The sequence below is a fragment of the Aquirhabdus sp. genome, assembly GCF_046462495.1.
In the GTDB taxonomy this organism is placed as follows: domain Bacteria; phylum Pseudomonadota; class Gammaproteobacteria; order Pseudomonadales; family Moraxellaceae; genus Aquirhabdus.
On the sequence record NZ_JBKGVE010000004.1, the window covers coordinates 721,251 to 742,469 of the forward strand.

Sequence of the window (21,219 nt, forward strand, 5' to 3'; positions counted from 1 at the left end):
CTCTAAAGGTAACATCAAAATGATGACGGATGTCACCCCATCGGTATCGTCTTTACAAGCGAAAGTTCCACCATTCAGAATTCGATTTCACCATCGGCTGACTTCGTGACCGACATCCCCCTAAATCTGCGTAAATCCACCATCAGCCGTGAGCTCTACGCCATTCACATAGCGGGCATCGTGTGACGCCAAAAACAACGCCGCAATCGCGATATCATCAGGCTGCGCCACAAAGCCCAGCGGCACAGCACCTTCAGCATAATCGGTTAGCGCGGCGATTTGCGCATCATCCAGTTTCAAACCATTTTCCATGATCGGTGTGCGTGTAAATCCGGGGCTCAGTGCATTGACCCGAATCTTGCGTCCTTTGAGATCATTGGCCCATGTCCGTGCAAAGGAACGAACGGCAGCCTTAGAGGCGCTGTACAGACTTAAGTTTTCCATGCCTTTATTGGCGACAATGGATGCCGTCAACACGATAGAACTGCCATCTTTGAGTAAAGGCAGCAGCGTCTGAACCGTAAAAAAGACCCCTTTAACATTGATATCAAAGGTCTTCGCATAGTCATCGATGGTCGTCTCGCCCAGTGTATTTTTCTCCGCGATTCCCGCATTGGCAAATACGGCATCCAGATGATCCCCACGGTTTTCGATTTCGCGTTTGAGCTTTTGCAGATCGGCTAGGCTTGATACATCTGAGACGACTGCAACTGTATTGCTGCCGAGTTGAGCCGCCGCCGTATCAAGGCTCTTCGCTGATCTCCCGGTGATATAGACGCGTTTAGCGCCTTCGCTCAGCAATGCCTTGGCGATGGCAAAACCGATACCCGTGGAACCGCCAGTGACAAGGGCTACTTGATTTAAAAAACGATTGGACATGTCAGTACTCCTGATCGTGATGATGTGTGAGAGCGTCTGTGAAAAAAAGAGAGATGCACATACATCTCCCCTAGGATTCAGCGATTTACTTACTTATCAGAAATCAAAACGCCGCCTTTGGCCCAAGCGTCTTTGGCATACTCCGTGATCAAGACATCCACGCTCTCAGGTGGGCAAGCCAATGTCTCCACGGTGACGCGGGTGACTTCACGGACAAAATCACGTTTTTGATCCAAGGTACGACCCGGAAGCATTTCTAAATGTACGGTAGGCATGGCCTTTCTCCTCAAAGAACACCCCGAGATAGAGTGTTGATGGGACCAGTATTGATCAGTATCAAAACAAGATAAATGTGCTAGGATTTGGATGACTTTAAACCTATAGGTTTGGAATGATGGATAAACTGGCCAATATGGCGATGTTTGTGCGCGTGGTTGAACTGGGCAGCTTTAGTGCCGCCGCTGAAGCTTCAGAAGTCTCTGCCACCATGGTCGCCAAGCACATCCGCATGGCAGAGGAGCGTCTCGGTGCGCGTCTACTGCATCGCACCACCAGACGCCAGCATCTGACCGAGGTCGGCACGCTCTATTACGAGCGCTGTAAGCAAGTCTTGGCGGAAGTTGCGCTGGCAGAATCCAGCGCGTCCGAGCTACAGGCCACCCCGAGAGGCCAACTCCGCATCGTGGCTCCCGTCAGTTTTGGCTCTCACAGCCTCGTGCCCGTACTCACCGAATTCATGGCGCTCTATCCTGAGGTCACTGTTGATCTGACCTTGAGCAACGGTAAGCCTGATTTGATTCATGAAGGGCATGAGCTGGGGATAGTGATCGGCACGGTGGATGATCCTAACTTAGTTGCACGACCTTTATGCTCCTATCGGCGCGTACTGGCTGCATCGCCTGCCTATATCGAACACCATGGACAGCCCAAGCACCCTGAAGAGTTACAGCAGCATTCTTGCCTTGGCTTATCGTACTGGAGGCACCATGATTCTTGGCACCTGCAGGGGCCGCAAGGCGAGCGATTTAAGGTAGCGGTGCAGGGCAGATTTAAAGCCAATCAAGGCGATGCTTTGCGCATTGCCGCAATCGGCGGTGTGGGCATCGTGCTGCAACCAGAAACCTTGCTGACTGAGGATCTCCTCGTAGGTCGCCTCGTTCCAGTACTGCCAGATTGGTCGTATATCCCATCACCTGTGTCCTTGGTCTATGCGCAGGATCGACGACCCACGGCGAAGTTACGGCATATGATTGATTTTTTGATTGAGCGGTTTGGGCGGTGATCCAAAACCTCAGCGCCACATCCTCCCCAGCACCCCATCCCGATCAATAAAATGATGCTTCAACGCCGCCGCCACATGACCCAAAACTAAAAAGGCCAGCACCCAGACCAGTGTCGTATGCACCGATCCCATCAGCAGGCGCAATGACATATTCTTATCGACCAAGAGCGGCAGCGTCCCCAGCCCAAAGAAACTCACCGGATGACCTCCAGCAACACGATGCAGATAACCTGTGAGTGGCACAGCAAGCATCAGCACATAGAGCAAACCATGCATCACATCCGCCGCGATCACTTGCCAGCGGGCAACCGATGCAGGCAGGGCGGGTGGGCGATGCGTGATACGCCAAGACAAGCGCAGGATCACTAATATAAAGACCAAACTACCAAACGAGGCATGGTAAAACAGAATCTGATCCCGTGTCGGTGTCCCTTCGAAGTGCTCCATGGAGAGGCCGACGGCAAAGTTAATCACGATCAGCAGGGCAACCAGCCAATGCAGTAGGACCGCAACACGCGTATAGGAAGGAGAAGTGGATGAGGACATGAGGGGAGGACTCCGCGAGAGGATAAGGGTTCAAAACGGTCTATCCTTATAGACGAGCCCCAACCGCCTTTTATTCCCCATCACGCAGTGATTTTTGGATGATTCTGCTCATCGCTTCACGCGTTTAATGCACCCCCTGTTGCAACTGCGCAAAAGTCTTCAATTCGCTATCACTGACATCCGAGATCGCACACCAGCGCATACCGTCGCTCACCCAGTGCTGCGTATGAAAGCCCAGTTCGGCTTTGCAACTGGCATGAGACAGGCGATCTTCAGGGAAGACAAACAGATTGATCACGTGCTTGTCATGTCTAAAGATCAGCGCCGCAATATTTTGGCCCTCAATCATATCCAGCCGCCCACCAATCAGCGGAAAACCCTGTGCAGCCAGATCATGCACCGGCGGGGCGTAGTCGAGCTTACCGGTAAACCACGGTCTAACTGTATGCTGATCGGTCGAGAGCACATCCATCAGATGATCCGCCTGCAAGGAGCGCACATGGCTTGCGGTAAAGTCATTCTGGGTGGATGACGCTTGCCACAGTGGCACTGCCAGCACCGCCACCACGATACCCGCTGCAAACGCCGAACCAACAGGCAACGCCATACTGAACCAAGGGCGCTTGATTGGCTGTGGCGCATCCGCAGGCAATTGCGACTGGATCGATTCGAGCAATTCATCGGGTAACTGATAGCGAGTGGCCTGCGTCTTGATCAGCCGACTTAAGCGCTCATCTTGCTCTTCATGTGGAGTCATATCATTCACCTTGCTGCATGGATGTCAGCGTGGCACGCAGAATCTCACGTGCCCGCGATAACCGGGACATCACCGTACCCAGCGGCACATTTGTGATCTGGGCAATATCTTGATAACTCATCTCCTCAATCTCCCGCAGCACGATCACCTCGCGAAAAGCGGGGGCTAAGGCATTGATCGCCTGATCGATCTGCGTACTGCTGCATTGATCCAGCGCGATGCTTTCCGGCGTAATCGGTGATGGGTGCTGCTGATTCAGGTCATGCTGCACAGCCTCATCATCAATATCCAGCCACTGTGACTCGCGCTTGGTCTTGCGAAAGTGATCCATGCAGGCATTGCGCACAATCGACAAAAACCACGACTTGGGATTGTCACCGCGCAGCGTATGCAGAAAACGAAACGCCTGTATCGCCGCATTCTGCACTACGTCATGAGCCGAGAATTCATCGCGCAGCAGTCTACAGGCAAGGTTATAGCCTGCATCCAGATGGGGGAGGATCGTATGGTCGAAATGACGTCGTTTATCCATCATGGACTGTCAAACATCGTGGCATGGGATAATCTCATTTGAACACAAAAAAGCCCTAAAACACAGCCACGCTTACCGCTTGATCTTCACTACGATGACCAATCCGCAAGCGTGTTTAAGCGGTTCTATACGCTACTTTTGCACACCTCCAGTCGATGCCGTCACGATGATCTTGCCGACCATATGCGGGTGCAAGGTACAGAAGTAGGCATAGCTACCAGGCGTGGTAAAGGTATAGGAGTACTTATCATTGGTATCCAGTGCCGCCGAGCGAAACAGATGCGCATCGCCGCGATCTGCCACGGTATGCGGATCTTCATCGGTATTGGTCCATGTCACGGTGGTGCCAGCAGTGATGGTTAGGGTCGCAGGTACAAAGGCAAAATTCTTGATCGCCACTTGATTCGTCCCTGCATAGGCGGCGTTGGTTGCAAGCCATGCAGATATGGCAAAGAGTACGGCGTATACAGTCGATTTCATGATGGGCCTCCTTAAACCAACGTCGTATTAACCAGTGCCAAGGTATGCGAACCCTGCACGGTTTTAACATCGGTGATACCCAAGTAGCTACGGAGCTGATCGCTTGGCACTTTCATCGGACCCGGCGAAGGCGCAGCGCCCGGTGCGGGCTGCGGGTAGGCGGTACCGCGTGCGGTATGGAAGGTCATATTGCCTTCGACCTTTTGAATCACCTGATGGATATGACCATTTAAGATCGTGACCGAGCCATATTTGCGCAGCAGCGCCAAAGCCAAATGCCCATCCGCCGTACCCCAACCCCAAGGCTCGTAGATCGTCCACAGCGGAATATGAGCAAACACCACGATCGGCGTACTGGCGGATACCGCCTTTAAATCATCCGCCAGCCACTTGAGTTGTTCCTCACCCAGACTACTCATCTGACCCTGCTTGAAACTGAGCACATTCACCAGCGCAATAAAGTGCACGCCATGATCATCAAAGCTATACCAGCCCGCACCTAAAGTGCCTTTGCCGTAACGCTCAAGAAATAACTTGCCGCCGCCTTCATCCAGCGTATCGTGCTCGCCCGGCACATAATGCACCGTCGCAGGCAAGCCACTAAAAATCTGGGCAGCCGTATCAAACTCCTCGGCTTTGGAGAGATGGGTAATGTCCCCCGTATGCAAGATCAGTGAGGGCTTCAGCGGGAAGGCATTGATCTGATCTATTGCCAGTTGCAAGGTCTTGATCGGCTCGGGATTGGCTTCTTTGGTAAAGCCGATATGACTATCGCTGATCTGCACGAAATGAAAAGGACTGTTCAAGGCACCGACAGCTTTGACCTGAGCTGCATCATCCATGGCAAAGGCTTGCGGCACACCAGACACCATGGCCCACACCACACCGGTGCCTGCCCAAGCAGAACACTCGAGAAATCGTCGTCGGCTGATGTCGCGTGGCGCGCTGGTTGGATCATCGAGATCAGGGTGAGTCGGGTGCTGCGGGGGGATCGATTTTGAGGACATGGCAAACTCCGTGATCGTGCATGGGGAAGAACAGCGCGTGAAACTGCTACTCTTATCAAGACGTCAGAGGTTTGTGATTTATTCCCGATTTACGATAAAAAGATGAAAATTTTTCGTTCAGGTCGTGCTAGCTACCCCACATGCCTAAACTGATAGCGATACCGCGTCGGCGTCGGGATGCCATGGATTCTAAAGTGACGTCTTAGCGACTCGGTTGAGCCAAACCCCGCCAGCTCTGCCACCTGATCAATCGTCAACTGCGCTTTGGATTCGAGCAACTCCTTGGCAAAAGCAATCCGTTCCTGAATCAGCCACTCAATTGGCGTTAAACCAGTCGAATCTTTAAACTGGCGCTGGAGCGTGCGACTGCTGATATGCGCCTGACGCGCCATCGACTCGATGGTGTGGGGAAGGGCGAGATTCTCCTGCAACCAGTCCATCAATTTGGCAATGCCATTGATCTTGCTGACGGGCATCGGACGGGGGATAAACTGTGCTTGACCGCCATCACGATGCGGCGACATCACCAGCCGCTGCGCCACTTGATTGGACACCTTCGCGCCATAATCTTGCCGCACGATATGCAACAGCATATCCAGCCCCGCTGCCGAACCCGCCGAAGTAATCACCGAATCCTGATCGATATACAGTGCAGAGGCATCCACAATCAGATCAGGAAACTGCGCCGCTAAGGCTTCCGCATAGCGCCAATGCGTCGTCACCCTTTTACTCGTGAGAATCCCCGCATGCGCAAGGACAAACACCCCCGAACAGATCGAGCAAATCCGCACCCCGCGCAGGTGTGCAGCGCGCAGTGCATCGAGTAAATTTTGCGGCGGTACTTCGTTCGCATCGCGCCAACCGGGGATCACAATCGTATCGGCATCAAGCAGTACCTCAAGGCCATACGACGCCTGCACCTGTATCCCGCCCATCGCCCAGAGTGGCGAGGGCTCAATGCCACAAATCACATGACGATACCACTCGACCCCCAGTTCAGATCGATTGAGGGCAAAGACTTCAACAGCGCAGCCAAACTCAAAGGTGCAGAGTCGGTCATACGCAAGGATTGCGACGAGATGAGACATGGCGTGATCTTACCGAATGTTGTCATAAGCGTCTATTTTATTTCCCCCAGCAAACCGCCAAAATCCTCTCACACCCTATCGTTTGGATGAATGAGATGCTCGAACTGCGACCCAGTTGTGAACACTGTAATAAAGCACTACCCCCTGACGCAGTCGATGCTCGCATTTGCTCTTTTGAGTGCACCTTTTGCGCCCCTTGTGTCGATCTGGTCTTGGGTAATGTCTGCCCGAATTGTGGCGGTGGCTTTGTGTCTAGACCGATACGACCCCAGCACAATTGGCGTAATGGCAATAACTTGGCGCACTATCCGGCAACGACCGCAGTCACCTATAAACCTGTGGATGCCACAGCCCATGCCGCATTTGCCGCATCGCTTAAAGACATCAACCCCGCAGTTCGCTAAGCATTCACTGAAATCTTAAAAAAGGAGCCCATCATGCCTTCAACCGTCAGCCTAATCCCAGCCGCCCCAAGCGATGCGGCGCTTGCTCATTTTGAAGCCGCCTTTGGCTTTGAGACTGACTGTTGGGATGTGCATCATGCCCTGACCACTGACACACAAGACTTTGTCCTGTTGGATGTCCGTAGTCATGAGCTCTACAACCAAGGCCATCTGCCGCAAGCGATCAGCCTGCCACACGGCAAGATCATCGCTGCTAAGATGGCGCAATGGCCACGCGAGACTCTATTTGTCGTTTACTGTGCCGGACCGCATTGCAACGGTGCCCATCGCGGCGCACTACGTCTTGCGCGATTGGGTTATCCGGTCAAGATGATGATCGGTGGGGTGACGGGGTGGATTGATGAGGGGTTTGAGTTGGTGAGGGGGGAGGTGATGATGGTGTAACCATCACAGCCCCTTCTTCTTATCCCGTCTGGCCTGCTTACACCAGTCTTTATCCAGTGGATAGTAGCGTCCGCGCTGTACATCGGCGAGTAGTGGGGGATACTTCTTGGTCGGTGCTTGATAGCGATAAGCAGGGATCGAGTTGAGTTCCTGATCGGCATCACTCAGTGTAAAGTTCTGATCCGGTGAAAAATTCGCAAAGTCACGGCAAACCCCAATCAGCACCTGCTGAATGTTTTTGTGTGCCAGCGCATCTCTTTTTAAGAAAGCCGAATGAATCGCTATATCTGCGGCGCCCGGTGCTGGCGGTGCGGAAATAATCACATCTGCATTTTCAGTCGGTGGCGGCAGTTTGCTATTGACCCCTGACCCTGCGCATCCCGCTAGGCTTCCAAGGAGTAGGGTACTGATCAGCAGGAGAGGCAGGTTGTTTTTCATCGTGGTGGCGTGTCCGAACTTAAAGTGATTGATCATTGGAACCTTAACCAGTTAGACATTCGATCTGCCTATAGACATCCAAGTTGAGAAGATTCACAAAAGCTACATCACTGAATTTGACTTGATTCACCATTCCTGCAAGTGGCTCGGGTAGAGTATTCCATTGAATCGGATTGGTTGGTGCCGCCGCTAACTCGTAAGCACTGTTTAATTCAGAGATTGTCTTATGAATATCACTCCAATCATACACATAGAAGCCGCGAGTTGCGAGCTCAATAAAGCTGTCTGGACGCGGCACTTGAACAAAAAGTTTAGCTTCTGAAACCTGAGGTAATTGAAAGATTGCTTGTTCGATTAGCTCGATACCTTGGAGTTCAGGGGTGAAAGCATTTATTGGGATTGGCCCCGATCCAGCTGTGATAAATGCAGCGATATATCCATCACGATCTGAAGCAATCCAAACACAGTCGTAATCTGCGGGGTATTCATATTCAGACATATTAATTTTTCCATGTTTATTTAAAAAGCAGTAATTTTTAACTATTTGGTCTATATGGAGAAGAAGTAATATATATTCTTAAATGTTTTTTACAGCCTCTAGTTCAGTAGCCCAATGCCTTAGCAATCGTTTCTGCTATTAAATAGTAGCTTAAAAAGCTGGAGAATTTTAGTTTATCTTAATTAATAATCAATTCAAGGACATGATTATGCGCTTTTTTCTTATTGCATTGTCGACATTGGTAACTACGATATTATCCCAATATGCTTTTGCAATTGGTGCCGATTCTTCATATGCACAGACTGCCGTTGATCAAAAAATTTCTTCGACGTCACCCATTTCAATACTAAGTTCGACCGTAACAGTGACTCAGCCTGGCTATGTCTACCTTCAATCGGATGGTCGTGCATTTCCAAATGGCAATGCAATTGCAAATCTTTACATCACCTCCAATGGGACAAAGGTTTCTAACGGCAGTGTCATTGATTGGTCTATATCAACCAACTCCCAACAGCATGCTTTTAATACTATTGGCTCAGTTTATATAAGCACAGCAGGTACCTATACCTTTAACCTTGTTGCCTCGTCGATTAATGGTGCTCCTTTTTATGTAGGCGCTGGTAGCAATCTAGCCGTAGTCACAAGACCTGCTACCAATGTTCAAACTGCAACCTTAGGATCGGACAGTGCCACACTCAGTTTTAATACCGCAGGCATTAAAAAGGGTACACCACTCCCAAATCAGTCCCTAGTTTCTATTGCTATTCCGCAATCAGTTGCCAATACCCCCGTAATCGCATTGGCATCAGGTCGTATCTATGATGGAGCAACATATGGCGATCCATTAACCTCCATCTATGTTAATAACGGTGAGTCGGCTAATAATGTTGCTTCGTGGTCAGATAACGACATGTGGAAAGGGGCTGAGAATCAAGCTCCATTTTTTAATCATGCTTATTTAATGTCACCAGCATCAGGAACCACAGTTTCTTGGAATGCTTCTGCATTGCCTTATTGTGAAGATATCGCTGGTACCTGCCCGATTTCCCCAAACAATGTCAGTTATAAAGTAGGCGGTGATTCGACTCTCGCAGTACTCTCAGGTGGAATGTCTGTGGTCGGTGCATACGCGACGACGGGAGACTCTAATAATAGAACCAATTATATAAATATTGGTGATGGAACTGCCGCACCAGTGTCCCTCCTAACCACAACGATAAATATTCCTTCAAATCATAATGGGATTGTTTTCTTCACAGGTAAAACCCGTGTCCAAGGAGATCCGGCCGATGCGGGGGGAACCGTATCATTATGGCTACAGATCGACGGCGTGCAATATGGCAATACGGCTATTCAACAGCTTAAATCTCCAGATAGTGTCAGTACACGTACGATCGGCGTGAATTATTTGTCGTTGGGTCACCGCTTATCACCTGGAGCGCATACGGTTGTTCTAATGGGTCAGGCAGTTGGTAGCTTTAAGCATTTATCTCTGACACAGGATTTGCCTTTGATCTGGTTTGATTAATAGCGTAGAAAAGTACTTTTTGATACCCGACCATATTCCTATGAATACAGCAAAGATCGTTTTGATAAACGATCTTTGCTTAAGTTAGCTACTTTTTAACCATGCGCCCCAATCAGTACAATCCTATCTGAATCCATCAGTGATGCTCTTATGTAGCATTGTCCTCAAAATCGGTTAACCCTCTGGCATATTTATTGCTGATTTCAATAGAAGAATCAGTGATAAGAGGGTGCCATGTCCAGTCCGCACGAGATCCAAGCCGAACCATACCCTCTGGCGTTTGATCCTAAGCGCATCGCTTTGGTGATCATCGACATGCAGCGCGACTTTTTGGAGTTGGGCGGCTTCGGTGCAATGTTGGGTAATGACGTTTCACTGCTGCGTTCTGCAATCATCCCTTGCCAAAATCTCCTGCAAGCCGCCCGCGCTGCCGGACTCTTTATTATTCATACCCGCGAAGGCCATCGTCCTGACCTGAGCGATGCACCGCCGGCCAAGCTAACCCGAGGTAAAGGCACCGAGCGTATCGGGAATATCGGTCCCATGGGGCGCATCCTGATTCGCGGCGAGGCCGGGCACGACATCATTCCCGATCTGGCACCGATCAGCGGTGAGCCTGTACTCGACAAACCGGGCAAAGGTGCGTTCTACCAGACCGATCTCGAACTTCTCTTAAAAAACAAAAACATATCCACACTCATTGTTTGCGGGGTGACCACCGAAGTCTGCGTCCATACCACAGTGCGCGAAGCCAATGACCGTGGCTTTGAGTGCGTCGTGCCTGCGGACTGCACGGCATCTTATTTTCCAGAGTTTCATGAAGTTGCGTTACGCATGATCGCGGCACAGGGGGGGATATTTGGCTGGGTTTCTGACTCAAATGCCATTATCCACGCACTTCAAACGCCATAAAACTCGACGGTTTGATGTGCTTTTAAACACGGAGTCATTCATTCTATAAGAGAGAAAACGATGCAAACCACACACAAACCTGTCCTCTGGGCAGTGGGGGATTGGAACGCCTTTTTTGGCTTTGGCACCAATATCCTGGTCAACATGCTGACCCTCACCGCACTCTTAAAATATGTCTTAAAGCTGCCTGATGCCTTGACCTTCGGGCGCATCCTCCCTGCTGCAGGGTTCATGCTCTTTCTCTCCACCATGTACTACGCTTGGATGGCCTACCAACTCGCCAAGAAAACTGGGCGCAACGATGTCTGCGCCTTGCCGTCAGGCATCAGCGTGCCGCACATGTTTGTGGTGGTGTTTGTGATCATGTTGCCGATCGGGGCAGCCAGTGGTGATCCGGTCAAAGGCTGGGAGGCGGGCCTTGCGTGGGTGTTTGTGCAGAGCTTTGTGCTGATGATCGGCGGTTTTATCGCACCATTTATACGCAGGGTGACACCGCGTGTGGCGCTATTGGGTGCGCTGGCTGGCGTGTCGATTGCCTATATCTCTCTGCGCCCTGCTTTAGACATGTTTATGGACCCGATCGTCGGGGTAGTGTGCTTCGCGATTCTGCTGGCAAACTGGTTTGGCGGCGTGCGCTACTTTAAGGGCATGCCCGCTGGTCTGGTGGCAATCATTGTCGGCTCCGTGATTGCATGGGGCAGCCTTGCCATGGGCTTTCATATCGGCGGTATGAGTCTAAGTCACCTCGGAGACTCCTTTGCAAGTTTTGGCTTCTCGATTCCGATCCCTGCTTTGGGTCATGTCTTTAATGGCTTTGACTACTTGGCTGTGATTCTGGTCACCGCGATTCCCTTCGGGATCTATGACCTTGTAGAAGCGATGGATAATGTTGAAAGTGCCGAGGCAGGTGGCGACCACTATCCGACCACGCGGGTGCTGACTGCGGATGGCATAGTCAGTCTCATTGGCTGCTGCTTGGGCAATCCCTTTATCAATGCCGTCTATATCGGACATCCGGGCTGGAAGGCGATGGGTGGGCGCATTGGTTACTCCGCTGCAACAGGGGTGATGATTCTGATCTTGTCCTGTTTTGGCATTCTGGCGTTCATGATGGCGATCATCCCCATCGTCGCGATATCGCCGATCTTGCTCTATATCGGACTGCTGATCGGTGCGCAGGCCTTTCAGGAGACGCCGCGTGTGCATGCGCCTGCGGTGATCGTCGCCTTGATTCCGCAAGTGGCGGGCTGGGGCAAGCTGCAAATTGATAATGCCTTGGGCGCCGCAGGCACCAATGCCGCCGCCGTGGGCATGGATAAACTCGCCAATACCGGGGTCATCTATCAGGGGTTGGATATCCTTGGCAGCGGTGCGATTTTGGTCAGTTTGATTCTTGCCGCGATTACCGCTTGCATCATCGATAAAGCTTTTCATAAAGCCTCGGCATTTGCGTTCGCTGGTGCGGTGCTGACCTTCTTTGGTTTTATGCATAGCCAAGCCATTGGGGTGATGAAATCGCCTGAAGTGGTTATTGCATATCTTATCGTCACCATCTTTTTGTTCCTCTGCCATAAAAATGCAGGATTGCTGGCCAAGAGCCCTGTGGCATCAGTGGATGGTTAAGTTAAAAAATAATAGTTATCTTTTGAAGGAGTTCACATGACTCGGTATATCGAATCCTCGCCCTATGCATGGCCGTACAATGGCGACCTGCGTCCGAATAATACAGCCTTGATCATCATCGACATGCAGATCGATTTCTGTGGTGTCGGCGGCTATGTTGACAAGATGGGCTATGACTTAAGCCTGACCCGTGCACCGATAGAGCCGATTAAAGCGCTGCTGGAGGTGCTGCGCGCGCAAGGCTTCTTAATCATCCATACCCGTGAAGGGCATCGTCCTGACCTCACGGATCTCCCCGCCAATAAACGCTGGCGGTCGCGGCAGATGGGCGCTGGCATTGGTGATCCCGGTCCCTGCGGCAAGATCCTGATTCGCGGTGAAGTTGGCTGGGATATCATCGATGAACTCAAACCGCTGGACGGCGAACCGATCATCGATAAACCGGGCAAAGGTTCATTTTGCGCCACCGACCTTGAGTTGATCCTACGCACCAAAGGCATTGAAAACATCATCCTGACCGGCATCACCACCGACGTCTGCGTACATACCACCATGCGCGAAGGCAATGACCGCGGCTTTGAGTGCGTGCTGCTGGAAGACTGCTGCGGCGCGACCGACCACCAGAATCATCTGGCGGCGCTGAGCATGATCAAGATGCAGGGCGGGGTATTCGGCGCGGTTTCAAACTCAACCGCCTTGATCAAGGCACTGACCACATGAACCAGATCATTCAATTACAAGGGCTGTTTGATATCCTGAGCACCCAGCATCAATTGCAGTGGCAACCGTTTCACGACGGGATTGATTGCTATCCCATCTATGAGGCGGTCAACCAAGGATCAGCCGCCATGCTGCTGCGCTATCAAGCCGGAGCCCGTGCACCCAAACATCGCCATGCGGGCTATGAGCATATTTTGGTGCTTTCGGGCAGCCAAACCGATGATGTCGGTCATCATCCCACCGGCACTCTGCTGATCCATCCGCCCGGAACCGATCACAATGTCCACAGTGTCGATGGCTGTATCGTATTGGCGATCTGGGAAAAGAAGGTCGAGTTTCTTTAGCAAAAAAAGCCTGCTCCTTGCCATCGAGCGCACTCGCAACAGGGGATGCGGTAACCACTGTAGCATTGGATATGGGTTATCAAAGCGTCAGTGCCTTTATCGCCATGTTCCGTCGTTATTTAGGTACCACGGCTAAGGCGTGGCTTGGGTAGTAGGAATCGGTTGCTTAACGCTTAAGAATGTTTTAGGCAAAAAAAAGCCGTTTGACTGCACCGATGTTCGGGTGAGGGCAAACGGCCTTTTTTGGGGTTATTGCGCTGTGATCGTGTAAAGAGGTGTGGAGGTATTGGTCAAATTATCAAAAGAAATGACAGTCACTTGATCTCCAACATGCAACGGCAAAGGTGCAGGAGGGAAGGGGAATGTGATTGGTGGTGGGACTGGCAATGAGGTTATCGGGTTTGATATATATGTTGTCGCAGGATAAAAACTGGTTGGACTGGATTGTAATGAACTAAATATCTCGGTAGTCCCAATACGTAGAACAACTAATGGATAAGCCGCACAAGAGACAGGATCGACCACAGCCCATTGGGTTGAGTCAATTGAGTCACTGGAATAAAGCGCATTCCATTGAGCAGATGAAATACTCATTGGCGTGGTTGGGTCGCAAGTAATGACAAATGTAGGCTTGGCAGCAGGCGCAACTGACGTCATTGATTGAGTTGCTGTCTTGCCTTTAAAACTCGCTGTCAAAGTTACTGTACCAACACCATTTACCGTGAGTTTTCCGGTGGTATCCACCGTTACAATGGAACTATCCGAGGAACTCCAAATTGCATTTTGTACAGGGTAAGAGTTGCCATCTGAGTAAGTCGCCGTAACAAAGGTAGACGCTACATAATGCAAGGGATAGGGATGGCTATTGGATGGACTATTAATCACTATCGATGATAGGGTCGCAGAGTTAATGGTGATAGACCCTGATCCCGACACGCCGGCAAGCGTTGCCGTGATTGTAGCTTTACCAATGGCGAGACTTGTAACGATACCTGTTGATGCTACAGTTGCAACAGTAATGTCCGAAGAGGACCAGATTGGATTGATCTCTTGTACGCTGCCGTCGCTAAATTGTCCTTGCGCAACAGCTCGCGCTGAGAGTCCAACTGGGAACGTCGAAGACGTTGGGAATACTAGGGGTTGTCCGATTACTATTGGTGCTGATGCTAATGGAGGTATGACTTTTATAGAAATAAGCTTCGCCGTCGTCACCGTCAGCGTTGCACCGCCTGTGATTCCGCCATAGGTCGCGACAATCGTTGAGCTTCCTGCTTTAAGCGTTTTAACCAGTCCATTCGCATCGACAGTTGCGGCGGTTGTATTCGTCGAACTCCAGATGGGCGTGGCAATTGCTTGTGTCGTCCCATCTGAGTAAACACCAGTCGCCGTCAATTGCTGTGTGAGTCCCGCTGCAATACTTGGGGAGGCAGGGGTGACATTGATCTTTTGCAAAGTTGCCGTAGTCACGGTCAATGCCGCACTGCCGCTAATCCCACTTAAAGTCGCGGTCAGTGTCGCGCTCCCTGCTTTGATAGAGGTCACAAGGCCAGTGGTATTTACTGTAGCTGTAGTGGTATCTGATGAGCTCCACGCTGGTGTGGCAATCGCTTGCGATGTGCCGTCGGAGTAGTTCCCCGTAGCCGTAAACTGTTGAGTCAGTCCTGCCGCCACACTGGATGAGGCTGGCGTCACCGTAATCGACTGGAGTTTCGCCGTGGTCACCGTGAGCGTCGTACTTCCGCTGATGCCATTGAAACTTGCAGTCAGAGTTGCCGTACCCGCTTTACGCGAGGTGACCAGACCCTTACCGTCAATGGTTGCGACCGTCTGATCGGATGATGTCCATGTTGGCGAAGCGATAGCTTGCGAGGTGCCGTCCGAGTAATTACCCGTTGCGCTGAATTGCTGCGTCAGACCCGCAGCCACACTGGCTGAAGTCGGGGTCACGGTCACGGATTGCAGCGTTGCTGTCACTACTCCGCCATCACCACCCCCGCCGCCACATGCGGCAAGGATGAAACTCATAAAAAGAATTAAAATACTTTGAATTGTATATTTTGTTGTAAGAGGGTGGAGCGAGGTTGCGTTCAAGAAAATTTCTGCACTTATCTGTGGCTAAAAGATCAGCAGAGCTTATCATCCAAATGGTCAATAAACAAAAAGATTCAGATGAATTTAGAGTGAAAAAGAGGTAGAAAAATGACCTCATCTGAGTATTTGATCTAGGTGATAAGTACTTATGTGTATAATTCAAAAAAGAGTTACTTCTATAGATTCGACTTTATCAGATATCGTCAATGGATTCACACCCTCCCTATAATTGCTAATAGGTGTTTAACATTTTTTTTGGGGGGAGTTTCTGCAATATGGACTCTTTAGGGGCGAGAAAACTAAGCTTAGATAAGGTGCAGGGTGCTTTTATAATAAAAGCAGCCCTTGGGGGATATATTTTGGGGAACGTAATAAAATCTTAGACTCTGAACTGGAGCTATAGAATATAATTGAACTTAACATGATGAATTAAATGTATTTTTATGCTTTGTTTCTTATTCATAATCGGGATAATACATCCCGTAATCGCCAGTGATTATTCGTTGAATAACTGCAAAAGGGGGATAAACAGAACCTAATTCGGCTTTCCGGTTACTCCCCTCAAGTTTTCCGACATAAGTAAATTGCTCATCATTCGCACGCCAAATATACCAATCATTCGATATTTTTTTTACTGGCTCCTCTGGTTTTCTCGAGCTGTCTTTTGCGCCTCTAAATAATAAATCAAGAGTACCAACATCATTACTTTTTCCTGCCTTGGTCCATAAGCCCATTTTTATTCCTGCGGACGTAGTGGTATGGCAATAAAAATCAACATCACCCTTTACCACTTCCTCTAGATCGGGCTTATCCTCAATCTGGTAAGTCTGCTTAAATACACGAATGACATCGCTATTTAACTGCATAAGGTCGCTGATGATATATTGCAAATATTTCTTACGACCATCACCTAAGGAGACTTCAAAAATATCGCCAATTTTGGTCACAACTCTTGCCATTATGGAACAACTCCCATGATATCCCACTTCGTAGGACTGATTGAATTAATTCTATTCAATAGTAGCCCACCGTTTCTTTGTAAGCCGTATAGATTAATCAAATTTTGCTCCTGCACTCTTGCAGCACTTCTGCTTAATCCTTCTGCACCATCGATGATCTCATACCTTAGAAACTCTTTCCCAGTACCAATGGAATCAGCATGCTCAGCAAATCGTACAGAAGGATTTCGACCAGTTATTCCAATGTATCTTATGATACCCTCGGCATCAAGTCCTTGATAAACAGAATAGCCCCCCCTTGAAAAAATGTTAGAGAACCCACTGAAGTTGAACTCCTTTGATGCAGTAAATGTAACCGTCTCGATCCCATCTATAACACTGAACGCCATGTCTCTGGCGACTCCACCAAAGCCTGCCACCCAAAACTCAGGATAAACAGCTTCAATAGATTCAGATCCATAAGGAGAATAAGAATCAACTACACCATTATTTGAACCAGTAAATCCACTCCAACAGGTATTATTGATATTGAGGCTACCATGATAACTATCAGGATTCATTGAATACACCTGAGTATTCAGATCCTCTCCAAGCCAATGCCTTCCTCCATCTTCGTACAACCCTGTCGGATCAACACTATTAACAGGATTATTCCCCGCATAAGCATACGGGTTAAGCCCTGAATCTAGTCCCGTAGGATCAGGTTCCATATACCGACCCAGTTCAGGGTTGTAGTAGCGATTATGGTTGTAGTACAGACCCGTAGCTTCATCATAGTACTGACCGGGGAAGCGCAGATTGATCTGTGCACCTGATTCAATCGGCTTCACTGCACCAAAAGCATCAGGGTCCCATGCCCAGACTACTTGTTGAGTCGCAGCATCAATTCCACGGCGTGGTTTATTCTGATGATCAGTGACAATATAAACAATACGTCCACCCGGATAGACAGCCGCAATAGGCTTGTCTCCCATCCAGATGTATTCAACAATCATCGCACCTGCTGAATTGTATTCTCCAATCAAATGACTGCTTTCATCATAGGCATATTGACGATCAATATATGAACCACCACGGAAGGTACGTTCATTCTTATGGTTGTAGTCCATATACATGCCGATGTATTTGGTGCTACCCGGCACACCTGATTCACTGCGACGACGACCTGCATGATCATAGGCTGAAGTTCCCGTATAGCTGGAAACTAACTCGCCCGTTGGCGTGTAACCAAAAGCCTGAGCACCGCCATTCTTGGTCCACGAATTCATGTGGTTGGCAGTATATTGATAATCTTGGGAGGCATAACTAAGGCCCCAATTACCAGTAGATCGAAGTGATTTACGATTGCCATTTTGATCATAAGTATAGGTAAGTGAACGCCCATCATTTGTGCTTTCGGACTGCAATTGTGAGTTATTGTCGTAACTATAAGTAGTTGTACTGGCACCAGCGATGCTTTGACTGGTAATACGACCATCAAGATCAAATCCATAATTGAGTTTGAGTGAAATTTGGCTACCTGCAAGGGTACTGGAGATTTGAGAGACTTCACCTGCATCATCCAGCCATTGTTGCCATGTCCCGCCTTTACCCCAATAGAAGTAACTTAGTCTGCTTGCTCCGTCATAACCAATATTCTTGATAACATAGGTATTATTGAGCTGGATATTATCTAACATCCCACTATTGGCGTTGTAGTTATAACTAACCACATTACCGGCAGGTGTTGTCAGACTATTAAGTTTCCCAGCATTGGTATAAGCATAACTAGTCGTCAGTGTTGAGTTTGGATAGCCCCATGTTGGAGGCGTATTGTTATGCTGGGCTTTGCTAGTGATACGATGGAAGATGTCATAGCTATATGTTGTATTGACACCATATGCCGTTTGCGATGTTACAGAGTCAAGATTGCCATAAGCACTTTGATCATAGCTGTAGGCATCATTAACCAGTAACTTCACATCAGGAACTGAAATTGAAGTACAACTTGTTAATGGAGAACGACCAATCTGATCTATAGTGCCAAATTTACATTGACGATCTCCATGATGCTGTTCAACTTCATTGTTATCCAGATCATGATAATGATCCTTTTCTCCAAAATCAGGGTTTTGTTCAACGGCTAGAACATTCTGATTCTTGAAGTAGCGTGTGGATCCTGCACTATTGGCGGCATTCTCAGTGATATTGTTATTAACATTATCAAAGCCTTTGGTATCAACATTGCCATTACCATCAGTATGTGACGTAACGTTATTGAAAAGATCGTAGGCCCAATGCTCGTGGATGTTTAAAGAAGTCCACGTCTCTATAACATTGCCATTACCATCATAGACAAATGCTTTCCAATTTCTATCCCCTAGACTACCTTGAAGTACTGTATAGATGCGTCCTGCACTGTCCAGTCTATTCTGAGTCATTGCGAACATCGTGCCATTTGATGATGCTTGCTGACTAGTATTAATTGTATTATTTGGAAAGTAGCTATATTTCTCTTGATTTCCATTCGGGAATACGTTGCTGGATAATCGTCCAACTGAGTCATAGCTATAGGATGTCGTTTTGCCATCAGCATCTGTAGAAGTTGCTAACCTCCCTAATGAATCATAGGTATTACTAACTACTTGAGCTGTTGCTGCATTACCAAAAGATTTTCTTAAGATACGATAACCACTGTCATAAGTGATCATCGACGTATTGCCATCAGGATAGTTAATCGAAGTCGGTAATCCTGCGCTGTTGGGGTTGTTATAATGGGTGTCACGACTAACACCGGACACATGTTGCGATTTCGCTATAAGGTTGCCGTAGTTATCATAACCATACCAAATCTGGTCATCGGCCGCTGTTCCCCGAGGGTTTACAACATGCCCGAGCAATCCATAACTAGGCTGGCTTGCATCTTCAAAGTAATCATAGCTCCACGTCTGAGATGCAACACTACCAGCTTGTGTATAAGTCTTCACTTGTTGTACAACTTGCCCACGTGAATTCAATGAGTTTGTGACGGTCTGATAAGGTCCTTGAATTACTGTAGGCGTGGTATACGGGTTGAAAATATTCGTATTCAAATTGCCATAGGTATAAGTTGTTGTTCTGCTGAAATTAGTTCCAGCAGCCTGAATGGTCTGAGCTAAGCGACTATAGATATCATAGCCATAACTTGTCTGTACATTATTCCCATCCGTCGTACTCAAAATCAAACCATCGGGACTATCGAAATATGCAGCAGAAATCGGTTTACCACCTGAAAAAAGGCACGGGTATCCCGAAACACTGAGGGACATGTGATAGATATCGGGATAACTGACATTGATAGTCGAGGTGGCATTCTGACTACCATCAGGTGAGAACGTGGTCGTAATCGTACTACTTGTGGCCGAATTGTCGTTATATTTAGTGGTCATATCCATGGCACTCGGGCCAGATGGATCGCCAAGATAAGACTCTATGGTCGTTTGAGCATCGGTAAATGTCCTTGATGTCTTATCGTAGGTATAACTTGGATGAGTTACATTCCATGTTTGAGCAACCTGATTCAATCCATTGACGACGGTGTGCAAAACTGGAATATAAAAATCAGTAACGGGTGCTGTGCTATATACGGCAGATGAGTAAGTCCCTAATGATAATGTGTTTGTGTAGCTATAGCTTTCTTTTTGACTCGTTCTCGCATTGGTAATTTGGGTTAAAATATAATTACGGACCAATTGGTGACCTGATGTATAGGTGTCAGCTGGTGCATAAGTAAAATCAGTTTGTTGGCTGTCACCCAGTTGACCACTCGTGTATTTCACCGAGCTTACAGGCTGTTGTAAAGGCATTGCTGGTGTAGTGCCGTTAATTGGGAAATTTTGCTGGGCATGGGTAAGTGTCAGCACATTATTGCGGTTGTCTGAGACCGAGGTCAGATTCAAGTTACTGTCATAACTCAGCGTGAGTTTATGTCCATTTGGATATTGAATATTAGTAATTCTAAAAACTGTCCCGCTGCCACTTGCTATCGCTGCTGTTGCTGTATAGACCACTCCATAGCGCGTTACTGTTATGGAGCCGGTTGAGAGCTGGAGATCCATTTCTCTATAACCGTTTGGACCACGATTCTCTCCACGTTGACGAGCTATGCTTGAACTTGAGGCATCCGTCGCAAGACCTATGCGATACAGCGTCGATGTATTTGCATATGTGACTCCATCAGGCAAAACTTTAATATTATCAGGTAGAATCCTGAAATAGTACTTTTGATCATCGCCTGGAAGTTTAATGGTATAAACCGTCGATGGTACGGATTCATTACCAATGAAATATGATGAGCTGGATGATGCAATATAGTTGGTATAGTTGTCGCTCCAATTGGCGAAGGTACTGAGCGAATTATAGTAATCTCGACTTGCGGAACTGTTGGTTCTCACATGGGCACGATACTGAATGCCGTATGGTAAAGCACCTGAGATGATTTGCTTACCGTAAGTTACATCCCCTGATAGTTGCGAATAGCCTGTAGTACATGACTTAATGCCGGGACTTTCAGCTGCTGCAAAATTCTGTGACACTGAATCGACTGCATCTGCATATGCAACTTGCTGAGTACAGAGGATTAGGATTAATAACGCAAACAGTGAAATCAGGTTTTGCCACAGAGATTCGCTACGATTCGGGATGAGTTCCATATTTAGTCCAAGCATA

The 21,219-nt window shown here is 48.6% G+C and carries 22 protein-coding genes; 9 read left to right on the forward strand and 13 right to left on the reverse strand.

The window, feature by feature from the left end; translation table 11 throughout:
- Positions 1-120: 120 nt before the first annotated feature.
- Both ACLHG7_RS06815 and ACLHG7_RS06820 read right to left on the reverse strand, forming a co-directional pair.
- Complete coding sequence (locus ACLHG7_RS06815) at positions 121-879, reverse strand: SDR family NAD(P)-dependent oxidoreductase (RefSeq protein ID WP_410210281.1); 759 nt, start codon at positions 877-879, stop codon at positions 121-123.
- Between the two features lie 89 nt (positions 880-968).
- Positions 969-1,154: a 4-oxalocrotonate tautomerase gene (locus tag ACLHG7_RS06820; RefSeq protein ID WP_410210282.1), complete on the reverse strand. Its 186-nt coding sequence runs from the start codon at positions 1,152-1,154 to the stop codon at positions 969-971.
- A 116-nt stretch (positions 1,155-1,270) separates the two neighbouring features.
- On the opposite strand from ACLHG7_RS06820, the gene ACLHG7_RS06825 reads away from it, so the two are divergent.
- Positions 1,271-2,161 carry a LysR substrate-binding domain-containing protein gene (locus ACLHG7_RS06825; RefSeq protein ID WP_410210283.1) on the forward strand — a complete coding sequence of 297 codons (891 nt, stop codon included), beginning with the start codon at positions 1,271-1,273 and terminating at the stop codon, positions 2,159-2,161.
- Positions 2,162-2,170: 9 nt separating this feature from the next.
- On the opposite strand, the gene ACLHG7_RS06830 is transcribed toward ACLHG7_RS06825, so the two are convergent.
- The 6 genes from ACLHG7_RS06830 to ftrA form a co-directional block, all read right to left on the reverse strand.
- Entirely contained in the window at positions 2,171-2,707 is a 537-nt protein-coding gene (locus ACLHG7_RS06830) for a cytochrome b (RefSeq protein WP_410210284.1), read from the reverse strand.
- Between the two features lie 124 nt (positions 2,708-2,831).
- Positions 2,832-3,464, reverse strand: a complete 633-nt coding sequence (locus ACLHG7_RS06835; RefSeq protein ID WP_410210285.1) for an anti-sigma factor family protein — start codon at positions 3,462-3,464, stop codon at positions 2,832-2,834.
- Position 3,465: 1 nt separating this feature from the next.
- A complete protein-coding gene (locus ACLHG7_RS06840) occupies positions 3,466-3,999 on the reverse strand; it encodes a sigma-70 family RNA polymerase sigma factor (RefSeq protein ID WP_410210286.1) in 534 nt (177 codons plus the stop codon).
- A 129-nt stretch (positions 4,000-4,128) separates the two neighbouring features.
- Positions 4,129-4,476 (reverse strand): cupredoxin family copper-binding protein, encoded by a 348-nt coding sequence (locus ACLHG7_RS06845; RefSeq protein ID WP_410210287.1) that lies wholly within the window; start codon positions 4,474-4,476, stop codon positions 4,129-4,131.
- A gap of 11 nt (positions 4,477-4,487) precedes the next feature.
- On the reverse strand, positions 4,488-5,483 hold the full coding sequence (locus ACLHG7_RS06850; protein WP_410210288.1) for a metallophosphoesterase family protein: 996 nt from the start codon (positions 5,481-5,483) through the stop codon (positions 4,488-4,490).
- Positions 5,484-5,614: 131 nt separating this feature from the next.
- Positions 5,615-6,571 (reverse strand): transcriptional regulator FtrA, encoded by a 957-nt coding sequence (gene ftrA, locus ACLHG7_RS06855; protein ID WP_410210289.1) that lies wholly within the window; start codon positions 6,569-6,571, stop codon positions 5,615-5,617.
- A gap of 95 nt (positions 6,572-6,666) precedes the next feature.
- On the opposite strand from ftrA, the gene ACLHG7_RS06860 reads away from it, so the two are divergent.
- Both ACLHG7_RS06860 and ACLHG7_RS06865 read left to right on the forward strand, forming a co-directional pair.
- On the forward strand, positions 6,667-6,975 hold the full coding sequence (locus ACLHG7_RS06860) for a DUF1272 domain-containing protein (RefSeq protein ID WP_410210290.1): 309 nt from the start codon (positions 6,667-6,669) through the stop codon (positions 6,973-6,975).
- Between the two features lie 33 nt (positions 6,976-7,008).
- Positions 7,009-7,419 carry a rhodanese-like domain-containing protein gene (locus ACLHG7_RS06865; protein WP_410210291.1) on the forward strand — a complete coding sequence of 137 codons (411 nt, stop codon included), beginning with the start codon at positions 7,009-7,011 and terminating at the stop codon, positions 7,417-7,419.
- Between the two features lie 3 nt (positions 7,420-7,422).
- Here ACLHG7_RS06865 and ACLHG7_RS06870 read toward each other — a convergent pair whose 3' ends face one another.
- Positions 7,423-7,857, reverse strand: coding sequence for a hypothetical protein (locus ACLHG7_RS06870; RefSeq protein ID WP_410210292.1), 435 nt, complete (start codon positions 7,855-7,857; stop codon positions 7,423-7,425).
- A 43-nt stretch (positions 7,858-7,900) separates the two neighbouring features.
- The gene (locus ACLHG7_RS06875; protein WP_410210293.1) at positions 7,901-8,356 is read right to left on the reverse strand and encodes a hypothetical protein; all 456 of its coding nucleotides are present in this window, start codon (positions 8,354-8,356) and stop codon (positions 7,901-7,903) included.
- Positions 8,357-8,564: 208 nt separating this feature from the next.
- Here ACLHG7_RS06875 and ACLHG7_RS06880 point away from each other — a divergent pair, with 208 nt between their 5' ends.
- The 6 genes from ACLHG7_RS06880 to ACLHG7_RS06905 all read left to right on the forward strand — a co-directional run bounded on the left by ACLHG7_RS06880 (position 8,565) and on the right by ACLHG7_RS06905 (position 13,635).
- Positions 8,565-9,884 (forward strand): hypothetical protein, encoded by a 1,320-nt coding sequence (locus tag ACLHG7_RS06880; protein WP_410210294.1) that lies wholly within the window; start codon positions 8,565-8,567, stop codon positions 9,882-9,884.
- A gap of 234 nt (positions 9,885-10,118) precedes the next feature.
- Complete coding sequence (locus ACLHG7_RS06885) at positions 10,119-10,796, forward strand: cysteine hydrolase family protein (protein ID WP_410210295.1); 678 nt, start codon at positions 10,119-10,121, stop codon at positions 10,794-10,796.
- A gap of 60 nt (positions 10,797-10,856) precedes the next feature.
- Entirely contained in the window at positions 10,857-12,419 is a 1,563-nt protein-coding gene (locus tag ACLHG7_RS06890) for a hypothetical protein (RefSeq protein WP_410210296.1), read from the forward strand.
- A gap of 36 nt (positions 12,420-12,455) precedes the next feature.
- The gene (locus ACLHG7_RS06895; RefSeq protein ID WP_410210297.1) at positions 12,456-13,139 is read left to right on the forward strand and encodes a cysteine hydrolase family protein; all 684 of its coding nucleotides are present in this window, start codon (positions 12,456-12,458) and stop codon (positions 13,137-13,139) included.
- Entirely contained in the window at positions 13,136-13,483 is a 348-nt protein-coding gene (locus tag ACLHG7_RS06900) for a cupin domain-containing protein (RefSeq protein ID WP_410210298.1), read from the forward strand. Before ACLHG7_RS06895 ends, ACLHG7_RS06900 begins: the two co-directional genes overlap by 4 nt.
- 17 nt (positions 13,484-13,500) lie before the next feature.
- A complete protein-coding gene (locus ACLHG7_RS06905; RefSeq protein WP_410210299.1) occupies positions 13,501-13,635 on the forward strand; it encodes a helix-turn-helix domain-containing protein in 135 nt (44 codons plus the stop codon).
- Positions 13,636-13,732: 97 nt separating this feature from the next.
- Here ACLHG7_RS06905 and ACLHG7_RS06910 read toward each other — a convergent pair whose 3' ends face one another.
- The 3 genes from ACLHG7_RS06910 to ACLHG7_RS06920 all read right to left on the reverse strand — a co-directional run bounded on the left by ACLHG7_RS06910 (position 13,733) and on the right by ACLHG7_RS06920 (position 21,203).
- Positions 13,733-15,508, reverse strand: coding sequence for an Ig domain-containing protein (locus ACLHG7_RS06910; RefSeq protein WP_410210300.1), 1,776 nt, complete (start codon positions 15,506-15,508; stop codon positions 13,733-13,735).
- Between the two features lie 521 nt (positions 15,509-16,029).
- Positions 16,030-16,533: a hypothetical protein gene (locus tag ACLHG7_RS06915; protein ID WP_410210301.1), complete on the reverse strand. Its 504-nt coding sequence runs from the start codon at positions 16,531-16,533 to the stop codon at positions 16,030-16,032.
- Positions 16,533-21,203, reverse strand: coding sequence for an RHS repeat-associated core domain-containing protein (locus ACLHG7_RS06920; RefSeq protein ID WP_410210302.1), 4,671 nt, complete (start codon positions 21,201-21,203; stop codon positions 16,533-16,535). The genes ACLHG7_RS06915 and ACLHG7_RS06920 overlap by 1 nt, the downstream gene beginning before the upstream one ends.
- Positions 21,204-21,219: the final 16 nt, after the last annotated feature.

What these genes read in the sequence shown, in the direction of transcription:
- ACLHG7_RS06815 (WP_410210281.1), bottom strand. Translation starts at nt 879, where the DNA reads ATGTCCAATCGTTTTTTAAATCAAGTAGCCCTTGTCACTGGCGGTTCC.
- ACLHG7_RS06820 (WP_410210282.1), bottom strand. Translation starts at nt 1,154, where the DNA reads ATGCCTACCGTACATTTAGAAATGCTTCCGGGTCGTACCTTGGATCAA.
- ACLHG7_RS06825 (WP_410210283.1), top strand. Translation starts at nt 1,271, where the DNA reads ATGATGGATAAACTGGCCAATATGGCGATGTTTGTGCGCGTGGTTGAA.
- ACLHG7_RS06830 (WP_410210284.1), bottom strand. Translation starts at nt 2,707, where the DNA reads ATGTCCTCATCCACTTCTCCTTCCTATACGCGTGTTGCGGTCCTACTG.
- ACLHG7_RS06835 (WP_410210285.1), bottom strand. Translation starts at nt 3,464, where the DNA reads ATGACTCCACATGAAGAGCAAGATGAGCGCTTAAGTCGGCTGATCAAG.
- ACLHG7_RS06840 (WP_410210286.1), bottom strand. Translation starts at nt 3,999, where the DNA reads ATGATGGATAAACGACGTCATTTCGACCATACGATCCTCCCCCATCTG.
- ACLHG7_RS06845 (WP_410210287.1), bottom strand. Translation starts at nt 4,476, where the DNA reads ATGAAATCGACTGTATACGCCGTACTCTTTGCCATATCTGCATGGCTT.
- ACLHG7_RS06850 (WP_410210288.1), bottom strand. Translation starts at nt 5,483, where the DNA reads ATGTCCTCAAAATCGATCCCCCCGCAGCACCCGACTCACCCTGATCTC.
- ftrA (WP_410210289.1), bottom strand. Translation starts at nt 6,571, where the DNA reads ATGTCTCATCTCGTCGCAATCCTTGCGTATGACCGACTCTGCACCTTT.
- ACLHG7_RS06860 (WP_410210290.1), top strand. Translation starts at nt 6,667, where the DNA reads ATGCTCGAACTGCGACCCAGTTGTGAACACTGTAATAAAGCACTACCC.
- ACLHG7_RS06865 (WP_410210291.1), top strand. Translation starts at nt 7,009, where the DNA reads ATGCCTTCAACCGTCAGCCTAATCCCAGCCGCCCCAAGCGATGCGGCG.
- ACLHG7_RS06870 (WP_410210292.1), bottom strand. Translation starts at nt 7,857, where the DNA reads ATGAAAAACAACCTGCCTCTCCTGCTGATCAGTACCCTACTCCTTGGA.
- ACLHG7_RS06875 (WP_410210293.1), bottom strand. Translation starts at nt 8,356, where the DNA reads ATGTCTGAATATGAATACCCCGCAGATTACGACTGTGTTTGGATTGCT.
- ACLHG7_RS06880 (WP_410210294.1), top strand. Translation starts at nt 8,565, where the DNA reads ATGCGCTTTTTTCTTATTGCATTGTCGACATTGGTAACTACGATATTA.
- ACLHG7_RS06885 (WP_410210295.1), top strand. Translation starts at nt 10,119, where the DNA reads ATGTCCAGTCCGCACGAGATCCAAGCCGAACCATACCCTCTGGCGTTT.
- ACLHG7_RS06890 (WP_410210296.1), top strand. Translation starts at nt 10,857, where the DNA reads ATGCAAACCACACACAAACCTGTCCTCTGGGCAGTGGGGGATTGGAAC.
- ACLHG7_RS06895 (WP_410210297.1), top strand. Translation starts at nt 12,456, where the DNA reads ATGACTCGGTATATCGAATCCTCGCCCTATGCATGGCCGTACAATGGC.
- ACLHG7_RS06900 (WP_410210298.1), top strand. Translation starts at nt 13,136, where the DNA reads ATGAACCAGATCATTCAATTACAAGGGCTGTTTGATATCCTGAGCACC.
- ACLHG7_RS06910 (WP_410210300.1), bottom strand. Translation starts at nt 15,508, where the DNA reads ATGAGTTTCATCCTTGCCGCATGTGGCGGCGGGGGTGGTGATGGCGGA.
- ACLHG7_RS06915 (WP_410210301.1), bottom strand. Translation starts at nt 16,533, where the DNA reads ATGGCAAGAGTTGTGACCAAAATTGGCGATATTTTTGAAGTCTCCTTA.
- ACLHG7_RS06920 (WP_410210302.1), bottom strand. Translation starts at nt 21,203, where the DNA reads ATGGAACTCATCCCGAATCGTAGCGAATCTCTGTGGCAAAACCTGATT.